Origin of the sequence: Dankookia rubra (genome assembly GCF_004355005.1) — a bacterium.
In the GTDB taxonomy this organism is placed as follows: Bacteria; Pseudomonadota; Alphaproteobacteria; order Acetobacterales; family Acetobacteraceae; genus Paracraurococcus; species Paracraurococcus ruber_A.
Genome location: NZ_SMSJ01000050.1, coordinates 1 through 17,738 on the forward strand (window position 1 = coordinate 1; position 17,738 = coordinate 17,738).

Sequence of the window (17,738 nt, forward strand, 5' to 3'; positions counted from 1 at the left end):
GCTGCCAGGCGCTGGCGCGGCGCGACCCGGACGAGAGCCTGGGCGGCGCCGGGGACGCCGCGGCGCGCGGCGGCCGCCCGGCCGATTGGGCGCGGGCCTGCGCCGAGGCGGCGCTGGTGCCGCCGGGCGGCGAACGCGATTTCCTCGAGCGCCGATTCGCGGTCCTGCCCGCCACGCCCGGGCTGCTGACCGGCTATTACGAGCCGGAGCTGTCCGGCCGCCTCGCCCCGGATGCCGCCCACCCGACTCCGCTGCGCGGCCCCCCGCCGGATGGCACGCCGCTGCCCGACCGGGCGGCGATCGAGGCGGGGGCGCTGGCCGGGCTCGCGCCGCACCTCGCCTATGCCGATCCGGTCGAGGCCTTCTTCCTGCAGATCCAGGGCTCCGGCCGGGTGCTGCTGCCGGATGGCGGGCTGCTGCGGCTGCTCTATGCCGGCAAGAACGGGCACCCCTACGTCCCCATCGGCCGCCGGCTGATCGAGCGCGGCGCGGTGGCGCGGGAGGCGATGTCGATGCAGGCGATCCGCGCCTGGCTGGCCGCGGCGCCGCCGGAGGAGGCCGCGGCGCTGCTGCGGGAGAACCCGAGCTACGTCTTCTTCCACCGGGACGAGGCGCTGCGGCCGGACCAGGGGCCGCCCGGGACGCTCGGCGCGCCGCTGACGCCGGGGCGGTCGCTGGCGGTGGATGCGGCGCAGGTGCCGCTGGGCGCACCCATCTGGCTGGTGACGCGGGACCCGCTGGACGGCAGGCCGATCCGGCGGCTGGTGCAGGCCCAGGACACCGGCGGGGCGATCCGCGGGCCGGGCCGCGGCGACCTGTTCTGGGGCTGGGACGCGGACGCCGCGACGCGGGCAGGGCCGATGCGGGAGGCGGCGGCGATGTGGGTGCTGGTGCCGCGGGCGGAGTAAGGCCGGGGAGGAAAACAGGTATTCCCGCCCCGGACCCCACCCTTCCCTTCTGGGAGTCGGCGCTCGCCACGCGGAGGGTGCCTGTGCGCAGAAATAGATGAGGGGTCCGGGGAGAATACCGGTCCCACGGCCTTCCTTCCGCCACCCCCCCGCACCTAGATTGCCCCATGCTCCAGACCCGGCCGCGCGTCGCGCTCTTCGTCACCTGCCTCGTCGACCTCTACCGGCCGAATGTGGGTTTCTCGGCCATCAAGCTGCTGGAGGATGCCGGCTGCCTGGTCGAGGTGCCGGACGCCCAGACCTGCTGCGGCCAGCCCGCCTACAACACCGGCGACCGCGCCACCGCGAAGGACCTCGCCCGCGCCGTGGTCGATGCCTTCCTGCCCTACGACTATACCGTGGTGCCGTCGGGGTCCTGCGGCGGGCAGATCTCGCACCACTATCCCGGCCTCTTCGACGACGACCCGCACTACCGCGGCAGGTCGGAGGCGCTGGCCGCCAAGACCTTCGAGCTGGTGTCGTTCCTCACCGACGTGCTCGGGGTCGAGAGCGTCAAGGCCGCCTTCGACGGCGTCGTCACCTACCACGACAGCTGCTCCGGCCTGCGCGAGCTCGGCGTCAAGGCGCAGCCGCGCAAGCTCCTGGCCGGGATGCCGGGCGTGACCCTGAAGGAGATGCCGGATGCCGAGATCTGCTGCGGCTTCGGCGGCACCTTCTGCGTGAAGTACCCGGACATCTCGACCCGGATGGTGACCGACAAGACCAAGTCCATCGCCTCGACCGGCGCCGACACGCTGCTGGCCGGCGACATGGGCTGCCTGCTGAACATGGCCGGGCGGCTGAAGCGGGAGGGCACGCCGGTGAAGGTGCGCCACGTCGCGGAAGTCCTCGCCGGCCGCACCCGGGAGGCGCCGGCGATCGGCGAGGCGGAATGAGCGCAGCCCTTTCCCTGCCCGCCGGCGACCCGCTGCTGCAGGCGATCACCGAGCACGGCTACGCCCTGGTGCCGGGCGCCGCGATGACGGCGCGGCTGGCCCTGCCGGCCGCCGCGCTCGACGACTTCGCCGCGAGCTGGGAGCGGCTCGAGACCGACGGCTTCATGGCCGATGGCGGCCGCTACCGGCGGCGGCGGATCGCCAATTTCGCCGCCCGCGCCGGCCGGCCCGGCCATCTCCGCGGCCCGCACCGGCCGCATTTCCAGGCGGTGGTCCACAACACGCTGAATGGCGGCGTCGAACGCTGGTTCGGCCCGATGGAGGATGCGGTCGCCGCCGGCGCGCCCTTGCAGAGGCTGCTCGACCTCGGCCGTGCCGTCGCCGATGCGCGCAGCCCGGGGACCGACTGGTTCGTCGAGGTGCACCAGTTCCGCATCGAGGCCGTGGCCGGCGCCCCCGGCTTCCCGACGCCCGAGGGCGCCCACCACGACGGCGTCGACTACGTGCTGATCGGCATGATCGCCCGCACCAACCTGGCGGGCGGCGAGACGCTGATCACCGACGACGCCGGCGGCGAGCTCGCCCGCTTCACCCTGCTCGACCGGCTCGATGCCGCCTTCATCGAGGATGCGCGGGTGATGCACGGGGTGACGCCGGTGGCGCCGCTGGATCCGGCGCTGCCCTCCTGCCGCGACGTGCTGGTCATCACCTGGAAGCGCGGGCTGCCGGGCTGAGGCTTTCCGCCCCCGCATCAAGCAGAAATGTTCTTTTAGCTTTTCAAACCGTACTTAAGTTTCCGTGGTGAACCCAGCCCGGCAGCGGGCGCAGCACGGAAGGCCGGCATGGCGACGGACATCAACCTACTCATCCGCGGGCAGAGCAATGCCTTGCTCTTCACCGCCTTCGGCGCCGCCGCCAGCCTCGAGCAGCAGCTCGAAGCCAGGGTTCCGGGGACCGACATCCACCTGCTGGCGGAATACGACACCGACACCAGCACCATGTATTCGGCGACCGGCTTCCTCGACTGGCCGCGCGACGGGGAGCAGCAGGGCCTGCTCACCTTCATCGGCAACCAGTCGGCCGATATCCGCGACAATCCCACCATCACCCTCTGGATGCACAACGAGTACGACGGCAATACGCCGGACGTGACGACCGACCGGTGGGTCGCCGCGGTGCAGGCGGATGCGGCGCTGGTGCGGGACGCGCTCGGCCAGGGCGCGGCGACCACGCCCTACGAGTTCACCTATGTCGATTATCCCTTCACCGCCTCCGGCAGCCCGGAGGCGATCCAGGCGGGGATGGCGCGGCTCTCGGCCGATCCGGGCTTCAATGCCCGCTTCGACCCCGGCGCGCTGCAGGGCCTGGCGATGGACGGGCCCGGCTACCCGCCCAACGGGCATATCGGCTACTGGGACAGCTACGCGGTCGCCGGGCGCCTGGCGGACATCATGGCGGGCACGGTCGCGACGCTGGCCGGCGGGGCGGGCGTCGCCGGCCCGGGCGATTCCGGCCCGGGCAACACGGGGGGCGGCGACCCGGCCGGGGGCGGCCGGGTCTGGGATTTCAACGCCGTCGCCGACAGCCCGAAATACGCGCCCGTCACGCTGGACTGGCAGGCCGGCGACCGGATCGACCTTTCGGACGTCGCCCTGGTCGGCGCGGAGCGTCCCGCCGCACTGCACTGGGCGGGGATCGACCCCGATGGCCCGGTGAAGGCCTGGGGCATCTGGGAATGGGGCGACGGCTCCGGCACGCTGCGCGTCGACGTCGACGGCGACAGCAGCGCCGACATGTCGATCACCCTGCGCGGCGCGCCGCTGCTGGCGGCGGGCGACTTCATCCTCGGCTGACCCAAAGCGAAGGGGCGGCCGGGCCGGGGGGAGGTTTCCCTCCCGGCCGACCTGCCGCAGGCTGGGCGGGATCAGCAGGCGAAGGACCCGCCCCCCGATGCAGCACCTCCCCCCCGAGACCTGGCGCTGGGACGCCGCCGACATCGCCCGCGCCATCCGGCTCGGCGCCCTTTCGGCGCGCGAGGCGACGGAGGCCGCGCTGGCCCGCATGGCAGCGGTGAACCCGGCGATCAACGCGGTGGTGGACCCGCTGCCGGAGCTTGCCCTCGAGGCCGCGGATGCGGCGGACGCGGCGCGGGCCCGCGGCGACGCGCTCGGCCCGCTGCACGGCGTGCCGGTCACGGTGAAGGTGAATGCCGACATGGCCGGCCGCGCCACCACCAACGGCGTGGTCGCCTTCAAGGACGCGATCGCGCCCGAGGACAGCGCCGTGGTCGGCAACCTGCGCCGCGCCGGCGCCGTCATCCTCGGCCGGACCAATACCCCGGCCTTTTCCTGGCGCTGGTTCACCGACAACGACCTGCACGGCAAGACCCTGAACCCCTGGAATGCCGGGCATACCCCGGGCGGCTCCTCGGGCGGCGCCGCCGCGGCCGTGGCGGCCGGGATCGGCGCCGTCGCGCATGGCAACGACATCGGCGGGTCGGTCCGCTACCCCGCCTATGCCTGCGGGGTGGCGGGGCTGCGGCCATCGCTCGGCCGCATCCCGGCCTTCAATCCGGGGGCCAGGGCGGAACGCCCGCTCTCGGCCCAGATCCTCTCGACCCAGGGGCCGCTGGCGCGGCGGGTCGGCGACCTGCGGCTGGCGCTGGCGGCGATGGCCGCGCCCGACTGGCGCGACCCCTGGCAGGCGCCGGTGCCGCTGGAAGGGCCGGCCCTGCCCGGGCCGCTCCGCGTCGCGCTCTGCCCGGACCCGATGGGGACGGGCGTGCACCCGGCGGTCGCCGCCGCGGTCGCCGCCGCCGGCCAGGCGCTGGCCCGCGCCGGCTACCTGGTGGAGGAGGCGGCGCCGCCCGGCTTCGCCGCGGTGGCCGAGGACTGGAACGCCTTCATCCATGCCGAGGCGATGGTCTTCATGCGGGAGGGCTTCGAGACGCTCGCCGATGCCAGGGCCCGCGCGATCTTCGCCAACATGGCGGGGACGCCGGAGCCGACCCTGCCCGAATGGATGCGGCTGCTGGCGGCCAAGGCGACGCACCAGCGCGCCTGGGCCGGCTGGATGCGGGACTGGCCGCTGCTGCTGGTCCCGGTCTCGGCCGAGCCGCCCTTCGAACAGGGATTGGACGAGACCGACTTCGCCCGGGTGTTCAGGGCGCAGGGGCCCTTGTTCCCGACGGTGCATCTCGGCCTGCCGAGCGTCGCGGTGCCGACCGGCCTGGTCGATGGCCTGCCGATGGGCGTGCAGGTGGTGGCGCCGCGCTGGCGCGAGGACCTGGCCCTGGCGGCGGCGGAGGCGATCGAGGCCGCCTGCCCGATGCCGACCCCGGTCGACCCGCGCTGAGCGCCCGCCGCGCCGGGGCCAGCCCCCGGCACGGCTTCGGCGGCTACTTCCGCGGCAGCGCCTGGGCCATGCGCAGGTGCTCCTGCAGCATCGGCACGTGGCGCGCGGCCATCGCCTTCACCTCGGGGTCGGTGCCTTCCGCGGCTTCGGTGCGGAAGAGCTGCAGGTCTTCCTGGTGGTCGGCCACCATGGCCTCGGCATAGGCGCGGTCGAAGGCCCGGCCCTGCAGCGCCGCCAGCCGGTCATAGGTCTGCTGCTGGCCGGCCCCCATGGTCTCGGGCGGCGAGGTCTGCTTGCGCCGGGCCAGCTCCGCCATGGCCTGGTTGGCCGCGCCGTGGTCCTCGATCATCCTGCGGGCGAAGCGCTTCACCGCGGGGGACCGGCCGTTGCGCTCGGCGAGCTGGGCCATCTGCACCTCGGCGATGCCGCCGCGCCCGGCCGTTGTCATGAAGCTGGCGTCGCTGGTGGAGAGGGTGGGATTGACCTGCGCGGCGGCGGCGGCGGCGACCGTGTCGGCGCCACGCTGGGTTTCCGCGCAGCCGGCCAGGCCCAGCAGCACGAAGGCGATTCCCCATCTGCGATCCATGATGATTCCCTTCCCTTTGGCACGAGGGGGCGGCCGGCGGGACACGCCCGCCGCCCGGGATGCCAACGTGCCGAAGCGGGAACCGTTCAGGGCGGGATCGGACCGCCCTGCCGGACGACGGCGCTACTTGAAGACGGGTGGCGCGTCGTCCTCCGGCAGGTCGGGCAGCGGCACCTCGATGCGGACGGTGCTCGGGTCGACGCCGGTGCCCTTGTCGATCCAGTAGGTCACGCTCTCAGGCCAGAAGATGACGATCGCCACCAGGATCAGCTGCAGCACGACCCAGGGGATGGCGCCCCAGTAGATGTCGCTGCTGCGGACCTCCTTCGGCGCGATGCCGCGGAGGTAGAACAGCGCGAAGCCGAAGGGCGGGTGCATGAAGCTGGTCTGCATGTTCACGCAGATCAGCACGCCGAACCAGACCAGGTCGATGCCGAGCTTGGCCGCGACCGGGGCCAGCAGCGGGATGATGATGAAGGCGATCTCGAAGAAGTCGAGGAAGAAGGCCAGCAGGAAGATGAAGATCTGGCTGAAGATCAGGAAGCCGGTCTGCCCGCCCGGCAGCTTCGACATCAGGTGCTCGATCCAGATCGAGCCGTCGACGCCCTGGAAGACCAGGGAGAACACGGTCGCGCCGATCAGGATGAAGATGACCATGGCGGTGATGCGCATGGTGTTCTGGGTCGCCTGCCAGAGCAGGTCCCAGGAGAAGCGGTTGTTGGCGATGGCCAGCCCGACCGCGCCGACCGCGCCCATGGCGCCCGCCTCGGTCGGCGTGGCGAGGCCCATGAAGATGGTGCCGAGCACGAGGAAGATCAGCACGATGGAGGGCACCATGCCCTTGGCCACCTTCCAGTACAGCGGCCAGCCGCGCATCGTCAGCGCCTCGTCCGGCAGGGGCGGGACCTTGTGCGGGGCGAAGATGGCGACGCCGATGATGAAGGCGATGAACAGCAGGATCTGCAGGATGCTGGGGCCGATGGCGCCGGCATACATGTCGCCGACCGACTTGCCGAGCTGGTCGCCGAGCACGATCAGCACCAGCGAAGGCGGGATGACCTGGGTGATGGTGCCCGAGGCCGCGATCACGCCGGTGGCGATCCGCATGTCGTAGCCGTACTTCATCATGATCGGCAGGCTGATCATGCCCATGGCGATGACCGAGGCGGCGACCGTGCCGGTGATTGCGCCGAGCACGGCGCCGACCAGGATGACGGCATAGGCGAGCCCGCCCGGGACCTTGCCGAAGAGCTGCCCGGTGCCCTCGAGCAGGTCCTCCGCCAGGCCGCAGCGTTCCAGGATCGCGCCCATCAGGGTGAAGAAGGGGATCGACAGCAGCAGGTCGTTTTGGACGATGCCGAAGACCCTGAGCGGCAGGTTGCCGAGATAGGCGCTGGTGAAGAAGCCCAGCTCGATCGAGATGAAGCCGAAGAACAGTCCGACCGCCGAGAGGCTGAAGGCCACGGGGAAGCCGAGCAGGAGGAAGAGCACGAGGCCGCCGAACATCAGCGGCGCCATCACGTCCATGTCGATGGTCATTGGGCGGGGGCGTCCTGGCGGGCGGTGGCGGGCGAGGTCCGATCGGCGGCGGGCGGCGAAGCCCGGAGCCGTCGATCGGCCCGCCAAACCATGATGCGGTCGGTGGTCCTGATCATTGCTCGGGCCGGTGGTATTCGACCACCACCTCGGCATCCGGCTGCACCCCGCGCAGCAGGGCGATGCGCTTGATCAGCTCCGACAGCCCCTGCAGCGACAGCAGGAAGAAGCCGACCGGCAGCAGGATCTTCACCGGCCAGCGCAGCAGGCCGCCGGCATTGGGCGAGCCCTCGCTGCGGACGAAGCTGTCGACGAAGAAGGGCCAGGTCATCCAGGCCAGCAGGGTCACCGCCGGCAGCATGAAGCAGATGAAGCCGAAGACATCGACCCAGAGCCGGGCGCGCTCCGAGATGTTGCTGTAGAGGATGTCGACCCGCACGTGCTCATTGCGGAACAGCGTGTAGGACGCCCCCAGCATCACCGTGGCGCCGAAGAGGTACCACTGCACCTCCAGCCAGGCGTTGGAGGAGTAGGAGATGCCGTAGCGGACGAAGGCGTTGCCGGCGCTGATCGCGCAGGCAAGCAGGACCGCCCAGTCGGCCAGCTTGCCGATCGCGGCGTTCAGCCTGTCCACGCCGCGACTGAAGGCGAGCAGGGGACCCATCTTTAGACCTAACCTCCCTGTGGCCCGCCCCCGCCGCGGCGGGGGCAGCACCGGACCAGCGTCTCAGCGGCGCTGTTGCTGTTCCTGAGCGTGCATGAAGTAAACGAAATTGTCGAATGTGCTCTCGGCAACCCGGAACCATTGGAACTGGCTGTCGCGGAAGGCCTTCCACGGTTCGTAGACCTTACGGAAATTCTCGTTCTTCGCCGCGGTCTCGTCGTAGAGCTCGAAGGCTGCCTTGTAGCAGGCCTGCATTACCTCCCGCGGGAAGGGGCGAAGCTGGGTGCCGGCCGCAACCAGCCGGCGCAGCGCCTGCGGGTTCTGCACGTCGTACTTCGCCATGGTCTCGATCGTGCTGTCGCGGCAGGCGCTCTCGAGCGCGTCCTTGTACTGCTGCGGCAGTTCCTCCCACTTCGACTTGCCGACGTAGAAGGACAGGTTCAGCGCGCCCTCCCACCAGCCGGGGTAGTAGTAGAAGGGCGCGACGCGCTGGAAGCCGAGCTTCTCGTCGTCATAGGGGCCAACCCATTCCGCGGCATCGATCGTCCCCTTCTCCAGCGAGGGGTAGATGTCGCCGCCGGCGATCTGCTGCGGCACCACGCCGAGCTTCTGCAGCACGTTCCCGGCGAAGCCGCCGATCCGCATCTTCAGCCCGTTCAGGTCCTGGACGGTGCGGATCTCCTTGCGGAACCAGCCGCCCATCTGCGCGCCGGTGTTGCCGGCGGGCAGCGAGACCATGCTGTAGCCGGCGAAGAAGTCGCGCAGCAGCTCGCGCCCGCCACCGGCATTCAGCCAGGCGCTGGTCTGGCGCATGTTCATCCCGAAGGGAATGGCGCCGTCGAAGGCGAAGGTCGGGTCCTTGCCGACGAAGTAGTAGCTGGCGGTATGGGCGCATTCCACCGTGCCGCCCTGCACCGCATCCGCGACCGCCAGGCCCGGCACCAGCTCGCCGGCGGCGAAGACGCGGATCTGGAATTTCCCGTCCGTCAGCGCCGCGACCCGCTTCGCCACGTGCTCGCCGGCGCCGTAGATGGTGTCGAGCGACTTGGGGAAGGAGGAAGCGCAGCGCCAGCGGATCTCCGGCAGCGTGCCCTGGGCAAGAGCGGGCGTAGCCAGCGCGGCGGACCCGAGAAGGGTCCCGCCGGCGATGAAACCGCGACGGTCCATGGTAGCGAAATTCTCCCTGGCGCCCCCAAGCGGGAGCCGCAGGCGCGTACCTAAACTCTCGGTGCTGGAAAGTTAAGGGTGTGTTTCGACTCGGTACGCGTCTGTGGCCCTCGCGCCGCTCGGGGCCGGCGGCTACACTCGGTCCCGTGAAAGCCCGCCTCCCGTCGCCGTGCTGACGGCGCTAGCCCTCTGCCTCGGGGTCCTGGTCCTGCTCGGTGCCCTGGCGGTGCCGCTGGGCCGCCACCGCCAGGCGGGGCGGCTCGTCCACGGCGGATGCCTGATCGTGGCACTCGGGTTTGTTGCGGTGGCGCTCACCGCCCTGCTCGCCGGCGCCCCGGCCGAGCCGCTGGTCCTGCCCTTCGGCCCGCCCTGGGCGGCAGCGCGGCTCGGGCTCGACGGGCTGTCCGCCTGGTTCCTGCTGCTGCTCGGCGTCACCGGTGCCTGCGCCTCGTTCTTCGCCCTCGGCCACCCCCCCGGCCCGGCGCGGACGCTGCCGCCCTTCCCGCTCTTCCTCGCCGGCATGGCGCTGACCCTCGCCGCCACCGACGCCTTCGTCCTGCTGCTGGGCTTCGAGCTCATGTCGCTGGTGTCCTGGGCGCTGGTCGCGGCCGACCACGAAAAGCCGGAGAACCGGGCGGCGGCGCGGCTCTACCTGATCTTCGCGGTGCTGGCCGGCGGCTGCCTGGTGCCGGCCTTCGGCCTGCTCGCCGGCAATGCCGGCGGCATCACCTTCGAGGCGATGCGCGCCGCGCCGCCCGAGGGCTGGGGCGCGGCCGCCGTCCTGGCCCTGGCCCTGGCCGGGGCCGGGGCCAAGGCCGGCCTCGTGCCCTTCCATGCCTGGCTGCCGCTGGCCCATCCGGCGGCGCCGAGCCACGTTTCGGCGCTGATGTCGGGCGCCATGACCAAGGTCGCGGTCTACGTGCTGGCGCGGCTGCTGCTCGACCTCTGCGGCCCGGCGCAGCCGTCCTGGTGGGGCATCCCGCTGCTGGTGCTGGGCGCGGGGTCGGCGCTGCTCGGCGCGCTGCGGGCCAACCTCGAGGACGACAGCAAGACCCTGCTGGCCTGCTCGACCATCGAGAACATCGGCTTCGTCGTGCTCGGCCTCGGCCTGGCGCTGGCCTTCCGCGGGGCCGACCTCGGCCCGCTGGCGGCGCTGGCCGCCGGCGCGGCGCTGCTGCACGCGCTGAACCACGGCGTCTTCAAGACCCTGCTCTTCCTCGTCGCGGGGGCCGTGCTGCACGGCGCGGGCAGCCGCAGGCTCGACCGGCTCGGCGGGCTGATCCATGCCATGCCGGTCACCGCCGGCTGCGCCCTGGTCGGGGCCGCCGCCGCCGCTTCCCTGCCGCCGCTCTCGGGCTTCGCCTCGGAATGGCTGCTGCTGCAGTCGCTGCTGGCGGGCTGGCGGGTCAGCGACATCGGCTTCCAGGTCATCACCGCCGCCGCCGCGGCGATCGCCGCCATGGCGGCGGCGCTGGCCGCGGCGGCCATGCTGCGCCTGTTCGGCCTGGTCTTCCTCGGCCGTCCGCGCAGCCCGCGCGGCGCCGGCGCCGAGGAGGTCTCCGCCATCGAGCGCGGCGCCCTGCTGCTGCCGACCGCGCTCACCCTGCTCCTCGGCCTCTTCCCCGGGGTGCTGCTCGGCCTCGCCGCGCCGGCGCTGCGGGTGCTGACCGGCCGCCCGGCCGAGGCCCCGGCGCGCGGCGCCTGGCTGACCGCGGGCGAGGGCGCCGCGGGCTATGCCCCGCTTGCCGTCGCCCTGCTGCTGGCCGTCGCCTTCCTCGGCGTGGCGCTGCTGGTCCGGCGGCGGTCGCCCAATGCCACCCAGCGCGGCCCGGTCTGGAATTGCGGCTTCATCGACGGGCCCTTCGGCCCCTTCGGCGACCCGCTGGCCCAGCCTTCCGCCGGCGGCATCGCCCAGCCGCTGCGCCGGATGCTGGGGGAGAACCTGCTGCGCGCGCGCGAGAGCGTCGAGATGCCGCGCCCCGGCGAAACCCGCCCCGGCCACTATGCCAGCAGCTTCGAGGATCCCTCCGGCCCGCTGCTGATCGCCCCCGCCGCGGCGCTGCGCGACCGCATCGCCGCCCAGGCGGAACGGCTGCGCGACCTGACGATACGGCAATGCCTCTCGCTCAGCTTCGCCGCCCTGGTCGGGCTGCTCGCCCTGCTGGCCTGGCTGGAGGCGGGCTGAGGTGGAGACCTTCGGTGCCATCCTGACCCAGGTGCTGCACCTCGCGCTGATGCTGGCCGCCGCGCCGCTGGTGGTCGGCGTGACGCGCTGGCTGAAGGCACGGATGATGGGCAGGCGGGGCGCCTCCCCGCTGCAGCCGGCGCGCGACCTCGACAAGCTGCTGCGCAAGACGCCGGTGCTGGCGGAGAACGCCTCCCTCGTCTCGGAGGCCGCGCCCTATGCCGGCTTCGCCGCCTGCCTGGTGGCGATCGCCCTGGTGCCGAGCTTCGCGCGGGGCATGGCCTTCGCGCCCTTGTCGGACCTGATCCTGCTGGCCGGGCTGCTGGCCTTCGCCCGGATGGCGCTGGCACTCGCCGGGATGGATGTCGGCACTGCCTTCGGCGGGCTCGGCGCGGCGCGGGAGATGAGCTTCGCGGTTTTCGCCGAGCCGGCCCTGCTGCTCTGCGTGCTGACCTTCGCGATCCTCGCCGGGACCACCAACCTCGACCTGATCGCCACCACCATCCGCGACGGCGCGCTCGGCCTGCGCGTTTCGCTCGCCCTGGCGGCGATGGCGATGCTGGCGGTCGCCGTCGCCGAGAATGCCCGCATCCCCGTGGACAACCCGGCGACCCACCTGGAGCTGACCATGGTGCACGAGGCGATGCTGCTCGAGAGCAGCGGCCGGCACCTGGCCTTGTGGGAATACCAGTCGGCGCTGAGGCTGACATTGTGGCTGTCGCTGCTGGTCGCCGTCTTCCTGCCCTTCGGCGCGGCGCCGGAGGCGAGCGGCCCGCTGGCCTGGGCGGCCGGGCTGGTCGCCTGGCTGGCGAAGATGGGCGCGATGTGCCTCGGCCTGGCGGGCTTCGAGAGCGCGATCGCCAAGATGCGGGTCTTCCGCGTGCCGGAGTTCCTCGGCGCCGCGCTGCTGCTGGCGCTGCTGGCGGCGGCGCTGCTCTTCGTCTCGACGGGGCTGGCGTGATGGTGCCGGCGGCAGGGCCAGAACGCGGACGGCGCGCGCCTTCGCGCGCCGAGGCCGGTTCTGCGGCCCGCGCGCAGTCGCGCGGAAGGCCAGGGCGCGGATGCGCCCGCCCGCCGCTTGGGGGCATGACACAATGACCTTCGGCCAGCTCCCCTACGACGTCGCGCATCTCCTCGGCGGGGGGATGCTGCTGCTGTCCTTCATGCTGCTCTACCAGCGCCGGGTCGGCGCGGTGATCAACGCGCTGGCGATGCAGGGCGGCATCCTGGCCGCCGCCGCCGCCTGGCAGGGCGTGGTGCAGGATGCGCCGCAGCTCTTCCTAACGGCGCTGATCGCCTTCGCCGCCAAGGCGGTGCTGATCCCGCTGGCGCTCCGCCACCTGCTGCGCCGGCTCGACCTGCACCGCACGGTGGAGACCGCGCTCGGCGTCGGGCCCAGCATGATCGCCGGCGTGGCGCTGGTGGCGCTGGCCATCCTGGTGGTGCTGCCGATCACCGCCGGCGTCCGCGCCATTGCGCGGGAGGACCTGGCGCTGGCGCTGTCCGTCGTGCTGCTCGGGATGCTGATGATGATCACCCGGCGCAATGCCATCCTGCAGGTGGTCGGGCTGATGACGCTGGAGAACGGGCTGATCCTGGCCGCGGTCGGCGTCGCCGGCATGCCGCTGGTGGTGGAGCTCTCCACCGCCGCGCTGGTGATGATGCTGCTGGTGGTCGGCGGCGTCTTCGTCTTCCAGATCCGCGAACGCTTCGACACCGTCGACATCGGCTTCCTCGAGCGCCACCGCGGGGAAAGCCCCTGATGCCCGCCGGCTTCCCGCTGCCTTGGGCGCTGGTCTTCCTGCCCTGGGTGGGGGCGCTGCTGCTGGTGGCGCTGCCGCGGGAGCGGCCCGCGGCGCTCGCCAACATCGCCGTCTCCGCCGCCGGCTTCGTGCTCTCGCTGCTGCTGCTCTGGCATCCCGGCGGCACCCAGGGCTGGACGCATGTCGATGCGCTGAACCTGCCGTTGGTGGTGCTGTCCTTCCTAGTCGGCCTGACCACCGCGGTCTTCTCGCTCGGCGCCATCGCGGCGGAGCGCTTCGACCTGCTGCGGCTGCGCGCCTACCACGTCGCCTTCCAGGTCTTCATGGGCGCCCAGGCCCTGGCGCTGCTGGCCGACAACATGGGCGTCATGTGGGTGGCGATCGAGATCGCGACGCTGGCCAGCGTGCTGATCGTCGCGGTGCACGGCACGCCGCCCGCCATCGAGGCCGCCTGGAAGCTCTTCATCCTCTGCGGCGTCGGCATCGCGCTGGCGCTGTTCGGCACCATCGTCCTCTACCTGGCGGCGCAGCCCTTCGTCGGCCATGGCGACAGCGGCCTCTCATGGACCGTGCTGCACGGCCTCGCCGCGCGCTGCGACCCGGGCGTGCTGAACCTCGCCTTCGTCTTCCTCCTCGTCGGCTACGGCACCAAGGCCGGCCTCGTGCCGCTGCATTCCTGGCTGCCGGACGCCGAGGCCGAGGGGCCGATCGCGATCTCCGCGGTGCTGTCCGGCCTGCTGCTGAACGCGGCGCTGCACGCGGTGCTGCGCGCCAAGGCGATCGTCGGCGCGCATCCCGACGCCGTCGCGCCGGGCCCCTTCCTGGTCGCCTTCGGCCTCGCCTCGCTCGGCCTCGCCGCCTTCGCGCTCTGGCGCCGGCGGGACGCGCGGCGCTTCTTCGCCTGGTCCAGCATCGAGCACATGGGCCTCGCGGCGCTCGCCTTCGGCCTCGGCGGGGCGACCGCGAACCTCGCGGGGCTGCTGCACATGCTCGGCCATTCGCTGGCGAAGTCGGCGGTCTTCTTCGGCGTCGGCCATGCGGCGCAGCTGAAGGGCTCGCAGAAGGTCGCCGACATCGGCGGCCTGGCCGCCTCGCATCCCGGGCTCGGCTGGGCGCTGGCGCTCGGCATCGCCGCCGTCGCCGGGCTGCCGCCCTTCGCGCTCTTCGCCAGCGAATTCCTGCTGCTGGTCGAGGCCGCGGCGACCCGCTGGTGGCTCATCCTGCCGCTCGGCATCGGCCTGCTGACCGCGGCCGCGGCGAAGATCCACATGATGCAGGCGCTCTGCCTCGGCGACCCGACGCCTGACAGCGACGACGCGCCCCCGGCCTGGACCGAGCGCACCACGCTCGGGCCGATCTGGCTGCATCTCGGCCTTGCCCTGGCCCTCGGCGCGGCGCTGCCGGCCCCGCTCGCCGCCCTGCTCGACGCCGCCGCGAGGATCCCGGGATGAGCCTGCCCGACCTGCTCCGCCGCGGCTCGCCGCAGGATTGCCGCCCCGTCCCGCGCTTCCTGCTGACCCGGCCGCAATGGGGCGCCCTGGCCGAGGACCTGGCGCGGGAGGACAGCACCGACCTGCTCGGGCTCTGGGCCGATCCCGGGATGGTCCATGCGGCGCTCTGGGCGGAGGGCGCGCCGCACCTCGTCTCCTGCCCCGCGCCGGATGGCCGCTACCCCGCGCTGTCGCCGGCGCGGCCCGGCGCGGTGCGCCTCGAGCGGATGATCCACGACCTCTGGGGCCATGTCGCGGAGGGCGCGGTCGACCTCCGCCCCTGGCTCGACCACGGCCGCTGGCCCAGCATCGCGCCGCTCTCCACCCGGCCGGGCCCCGCCCCCTATCCGGTGCCGCAGCCGGTCTTCCTGGCCGTCGAGGGCGAGGGCGTGCACCAGATCCCGGTCGGCCCGGTGCATGCCGGCATCATCGAGCCCGGGCATTTCCGCTTCCACGTCCAGGGCGAGACGGTGGCGCGGCTGGAGGAGCGCCTGGGCTACCTGCACAAGGGGCATATCGGGCTGATGCTCGGCAAGCCGGTGCGGGTCGCCGCGAAATTCGGCGCCAGGCTCTCGGGCGATTCCACCGTCGCGCATGCATGGGCGTTCTCGATGGCTGTGGAGCAGGCGCTGGAGGTGCAGCCCTCCCCCCGCGCCGCGGCGCTGCGCGGCGTGATGGCCGAGCTGGAGCGGCTCCACAACCACCTGAACGACTGGGGCTTCGTCTGCAACGACGCCGCCTTCGCCTTCCCGCACGCGCGGGCCGGAGCGCTGCGCGAGGCGGTGCTGCGCGCCTGCGCCGCCGCCTTCGGCCACCGGCTGATGATGGACCGCGTGGTCCCCGGCGGCGTCACGGACGATCTGACGCCGGCCGGCGCCGCGGCGATCCTGGCGGCGCTCGAGGTGGTGGAGGCGGCGATCCCCGCGCTGGTCTCGATCTACGAGGGCCATGCCAGCCTGCAGGACCGCGTGGTCGGCACCGGCATCGTCGCGCCCGCGCTGGTCGCGCGCTTCGCCGCGGGGGGCCATGTCGGCCGTGCCTCCGGCCGCGGCTTCGATGCGCGCGCCGCGGCACCCTACGCGCCCTACGACACGGTGCCGCCGGTGGTGCCGGTGCTGACGCAGGGCGATGTCGATGCCCGCGTCCGCATCCGCATCGCCGAGCTCGGCGAAGCCATCCGCCTGGTCCGCGCCCTGCTCGCCGCCCTGCCGGAAGGCGAGTTGCAGCGCGCCCTGCCGCAGCGCGCCGGGGAAGGGATCGGGATGGTCGAGGGCTTCCGCGGGGATTGCCTGCACTGGGTCGCGCTGGACGATGGCGGGCTGGTGCGGGCCGCTTTCCCGCGCGACCCGTCCTGGCTGCAATGGCCGCTGCTGGAAGCCGCGATCGAGGGCAACATCGTCGCCGACTTCCCGCTCTGCAACAAGAGCTTCAACTGTTCCTACAGCGGGGTGGACCTGTGATGCAGCCGCTGAAGCGCATGCTGTGGCCGCAGCTCGCGCGCGGCCTGTTCGGCAAGCCGGTCACCGATCCGGCGCCGTTGGTCCCGGACGGCGTGGTGCAGGCGCTGCGCGACCGGCTGGAGGAAAGCGCGCAGGCGCGGCTCGGCCGCAGCCTCTCGATCCGCCAGGTCGATTGCGGCAGCTGCAACGGCTGCGAGCTGGAGATCAACGCGCTGCAGAACGTGGTCTACGACCTCGAGCGCTTCGGGCTGCGCTTCGTCGCCTCTCCCCGCCATGCCGACGTGCTGCTGGTGACCGGGCCGCTGACGCGCAACATGCAGGAAGCCCTGCTGCGGACGCGTGACTGCACGCCGGAGCCCTGCTTCATCGTCGCCGCCGGCGACTGCGCGGTGGATGGCGGCGTCTTCCGCGGCAGCTACGCGGTCCTCGGCGGGATCGGCGAGGCGGTGCCGGTGGACCTGGTGATCCCCGGTTGCCCGCCGACGCCGGCGCAATTGCTGGAAGGGCTGCTGGCGCTGCTGGAAGCGCAGGTCCCGGCGAAGCCGCGGCAGGCCGGGGCCGGCTGAAAAAGAAGCGGGCCGACCGGACGAATCCAGCCGGCCCGTCGGCGGCCCGAGGGCTACCAGTCTGGCGATGGCTTGCCGGGAAATAGCCACCACCGAACGCCGTCCGTCCGAACCCCCGCAGGGGCATCAGGACGACGAAGCCAGCATCCCGCACCGCATCTCAACAGGAGATGTGAGCCCGCTTACATCCGGGCAATCCGGTACGCTCGCGTGCATTGTTCGCCTTGGCGCGCATTGCTAGGATTCGAAGCGAGAGAACCAGTTGGAGAAAACCGATGGACGGCTTTGCGCTTCCGCTGACGGTGCGGCGGCTGTCCGGTGCGGTGGGCGCCGAGATCGGCGGCATCCGCCTCTCCCCCGACCTGCCCGACCATACCATCGCTCAACTCCGCGGCATCTGGCTGGAGCACGGCGTGGTCTTCTTCCGCGACCAGCAGCACCTGGACGCGCCCGCGCTGGCCGCCTTCGCCCGACGCTTCGGGGAGGTGGTGGAATACCCCTTCATCAAGGGCCTGGCCGAGGCGCCGGAGGTCATCCCGGTGGTGAAGCTGGAGACCGAGACGGTGAATTTCGGCGGGCTCTGGCACAGCGACACCGCCTATCTCGACCGGCCGCCGATGGCGACCATGCTGATCGCGCGCGAGGTTCCGCCCTACGGCGGCGATACCCTCTTCGCCAGCGGCATCGCCGCCTACGAGACGCTGTCGCCGGGGATGCGCCGCCTGCTCGACCCGCTGCGCGCGGTGAACAGCAGCGCCAAGGCGGACGTGACCAAGACGCGGGAGGATCGGCTGAAGGACACCGCCCGCGCCGGTGCCAAGCAGGTCTACGAGGTCGAGCACCCGGTGGTGCGGACGCATCCCGAGACCGGGCGCCGCGCGCTCTACGTGAACGGCGGCCACACGCTGCGCTTCGCCGGGATGACGGTGGCCGAGAGCGTGCCGCTGCTCGACTTCCTGCACGCGCATCAGGTGCGGCCGGAATTCACCTGCCGCTTCTCCTGGACCCCGGGCGCGCTGGCCTTCTGGGACAATCGCTGCGTGCTGCACAACCCGGTCAACGACTATCACGGCCATCGCCGGGTGATGCACCGGGTGACGCTGGCGGGCGACGTGCCCGCCTGA

16 protein-coding genes are annotated in these 17,738 nt (G+C 72.4%); 12 read left to right on the plus strand and 4 right to left on the minus strand.

The window, feature by feature from the left end; translation table 11 throughout:
- The 5 genes from E2C06_RS24860 to E2C06_RS24880 form a co-directional block, all read left to right on the plus strand.
- Positions 1-908, plus strand: a 908-nt coding sequence (locus tag E2C06_RS24860) for an MltA domain-containing protein (RefSeq protein WP_133291288.1), incomplete at its 5' end; no start/stop codon positions are given.
- Positions 909-1,075: 167 nt separating this feature from the next.
- Positions 1,076-1,843: a (Fe-S)-binding protein gene (locus E2C06_RS24865; protein ID WP_133291289.1), complete on the plus strand. Its 768-nt coding sequence runs from the start codon at positions 1,076-1,078 to the stop codon at positions 1,841-1,843.
- Complete coding sequence (locus E2C06_RS24870; RefSeq protein WP_133291290.1) at positions 1,840-2,577, plus strand: 2OG-Fe dioxygenase family protein; 738 nt, start codon at positions 1,840-1,842, stop codon at positions 2,575-2,577. Before E2C06_RS24865 ends, E2C06_RS24870 begins: the two co-directional genes overlap by 4 nt.
- A 108-nt stretch (positions 2,578-2,685) precedes the next feature.
- Positions 2,686-3,696: a hypothetical protein gene (locus tag E2C06_RS24875; protein ID WP_133291291.1), complete on the plus strand. Its 1,011-nt coding sequence runs from the start codon at positions 2,686-2,688 to the stop codon at positions 3,694-3,696.
- Positions 3,697-3,793: 97 nt separating this feature from the next.
- Positions 3,794-5,197, plus strand: coding sequence for an amidase (locus tag E2C06_RS24880; RefSeq protein WP_133291292.1), 1,404 nt, complete (start codon positions 3,794-3,796; stop codon positions 5,195-5,197).
- Between the two features lie 43 nt (positions 5,198-5,240).
- On the opposite strand, the gene E2C06_RS24885 is transcribed toward E2C06_RS24880, so the two are convergent.
- The 4 genes from E2C06_RS24885 to E2C06_RS24900 all read right to left on the minus strand — a co-directional run bounded on the left by E2C06_RS24885 (position 5,241) and on the right by E2C06_RS24900 (position 9,150).
- Positions 5,241-5,783, minus strand: a complete 543-nt coding sequence (locus E2C06_RS24885) for a DUF4142 domain-containing protein (protein WP_133291293.1) — start codon at positions 5,781-5,783, stop codon at positions 5,241-5,243.
- 123 nt (positions 5,784-5,906) lie between these two features.
- The gene (locus E2C06_RS24890) at positions 5,907-7,322 is read right to left on the minus strand and encodes a TRAP transporter large permease (RefSeq protein ID WP_206664681.1); all 1,416 of its coding nucleotides are present in this window, start codon (positions 7,320-7,322) and stop codon (positions 5,907-5,909) included.
- A 112-nt stretch (positions 7,323-7,434) separates the two neighbouring features.
- Entirely contained in the window at positions 7,435-7,983 is a 549-nt protein-coding gene (locus tag E2C06_RS24895; RefSeq protein WP_133291294.1) for a TRAP transporter small permease subunit, read from the minus strand.
- Positions 7,984-8,046: 63 nt separating this feature from the next.
- Complete coding sequence (locus tag E2C06_RS24900) at positions 8,047-9,150, minus strand: TRAP transporter substrate-binding protein (RefSeq protein WP_133291295.1); 1,104 nt, start codon at positions 9,148-9,150, stop codon at positions 8,047-8,049.
- 103 nt (positions 9,151-9,253) lie between these two features.
- Here E2C06_RS24900 and E2C06_RS24905 point away from each other — a divergent pair, with 103 nt between their 5' ends.
- The 7 genes from E2C06_RS24905 (at position 9,254) to E2C06_RS24935 (ending at position 17,738) form a co-directional block, all read left to right on the plus strand.
- The gene (locus E2C06_RS24905) at positions 9,254-11,335 is read left to right on the plus strand and encodes a proton-conducting transporter transmembrane domain-containing protein (RefSeq protein ID WP_133291296.1); all 2,082 of its coding nucleotides are present in this window, start codon (positions 9,254-9,256) and stop codon (positions 11,333-11,335) included.
- Position 11,336: 1 nt separating this feature from the next.
- Positions 11,337-12,296, plus strand: a complete 960-nt coding sequence (locus tag E2C06_RS24910) for a respiratory chain complex I subunit 1 family protein (protein ID WP_241671456.1) — start codon at positions 11,337-11,339, stop codon at positions 12,294-12,296.
- 133 nt (positions 12,297-12,429) lie between these two features.
- The gene (locus tag E2C06_RS24915) at positions 12,430-13,098 is read left to right on the plus strand and encodes a hydrogenase-4 component E (protein ID WP_133291297.1); all 669 of its coding nucleotides are present in this window, start codon (positions 12,430-12,432) and stop codon (positions 13,096-13,098) included.
- A complete protein-coding gene (locus tag E2C06_RS24920; protein ID WP_133291298.1) occupies positions 13,098-14,549 on the plus strand; it encodes a hydrogenase 4 subunit F in 1,452 nt (483 codons plus the stop codon). The genes E2C06_RS24915 and E2C06_RS24920 overlap by 1 nt, the downstream gene beginning before the upstream one ends.
- Complete coding sequence (locus tag E2C06_RS24925) at positions 14,546-16,048, plus strand: hydrogenase large subunit (protein WP_133291299.1); 1,503 nt, start codon at positions 14,546-14,548, stop codon at positions 16,046-16,048. Before E2C06_RS24920 ends, E2C06_RS24925 begins: the two co-directional genes overlap by 4 nt.
- Positions 16,048-16,614, plus strand: coding sequence for an NADH-quinone oxidoreductase subunit B family protein (locus tag E2C06_RS24930; RefSeq protein WP_165982640.1), 567 nt, complete (start codon positions 16,048-16,050; stop codon positions 16,612-16,614). The genes E2C06_RS24925 and E2C06_RS24930 overlap by 1 nt, the downstream gene beginning before the upstream one ends.
- A gap of 275 nt (positions 16,615-16,889) precedes the next feature.
- On the plus strand, positions 16,890-17,738 hold the full coding sequence (locus E2C06_RS24935) for a TauD/TfdA dioxygenase family protein (RefSeq protein WP_133291300.1): 849 nt from the start codon (positions 16,890-16,892) through the stop codon (positions 17,736-17,738).

Coding starts and splice junctions, on each gene's coding strand:
- E2C06_RS24865 (WP_133291289.1), top strand. CDS start 1,076: ATGCTCCAGACCCGGCCGCGCGTCGCGCTCTTCGTCACCTGCCTCGTC.
- E2C06_RS24870 (WP_133291290.1), top strand. CDS start 1,840: ATGAGCGCAGCCCTTTCCCTGCCCGCCGGCGACCCGCTGCTGCAGGCG.
- E2C06_RS24875 (WP_133291291.1), top strand. CDS start 2,686: ATGGCGACGGACATCAACCTACTCATCCGCGGGCAGAGCAATGCCTTG.
- E2C06_RS24880 (WP_133291292.1), top strand. CDS start 3,794: ATGCAGCACCTCCCCCCCGAGACCTGGCGCTGGGACGCCGCCGACATC.
- E2C06_RS24885 (WP_133291293.1), bottom strand. CDS start 5,783: ATGGATCGCAGATGGGGAATCGCCTTCGTGCTGCTGGGCCTGGCCGGC.
- E2C06_RS24890 (WP_206664681.1), bottom strand. CDS start 7,322: ATGACCATCGACATGGACGTGATGGCGCCGCTGATGTTCGGCGGCCTC.
- E2C06_RS24895 (WP_133291294.1), bottom strand. CDS start 7,983: ATGGGTCCCCTGCTCGCCTTCAGTCGCGGCGTGGACAGGCTGAACGCC.
- E2C06_RS24900 (WP_133291295.1), bottom strand. CDS start 9,150: ATGGACCGTCGCGGTTTCATCGCCGGCGGGACCCTTCTCGGGTCCGCC.
- E2C06_RS24915 (WP_133291297.1), top strand. CDS start 12,430: ATGACCTTCGGCCAGCTCCCCTACGACGTCGCGCATCTCCTCGGCGGG.
- E2C06_RS24920 (WP_133291298.1), top strand. CDS start 13,098: ATGCCCGCCGGCTTCCCGCTGCCTTGGGCGCTGGTCTTCCTGCCCTGG.
- E2C06_RS24925 (WP_133291299.1), top strand. CDS start 14,546: ATGAGCCTGCCCGACCTGCTCCGCCGCGGCTCGCCGCAGGATTGCCGC.
- E2C06_RS24930 (WP_165982640.1), top strand. CDS start 16,048: ATGCAGCCGCTGAAGCGCATGCTGTGGCCGCAGCTCGCGCGCGGCCTG.
- E2C06_RS24935 (WP_133291300.1), top strand. CDS start 16,890: ATGGACGGCTTTGCGCTTCCGCTGACGGTGCGGCGGCTGTCCGGTGCG.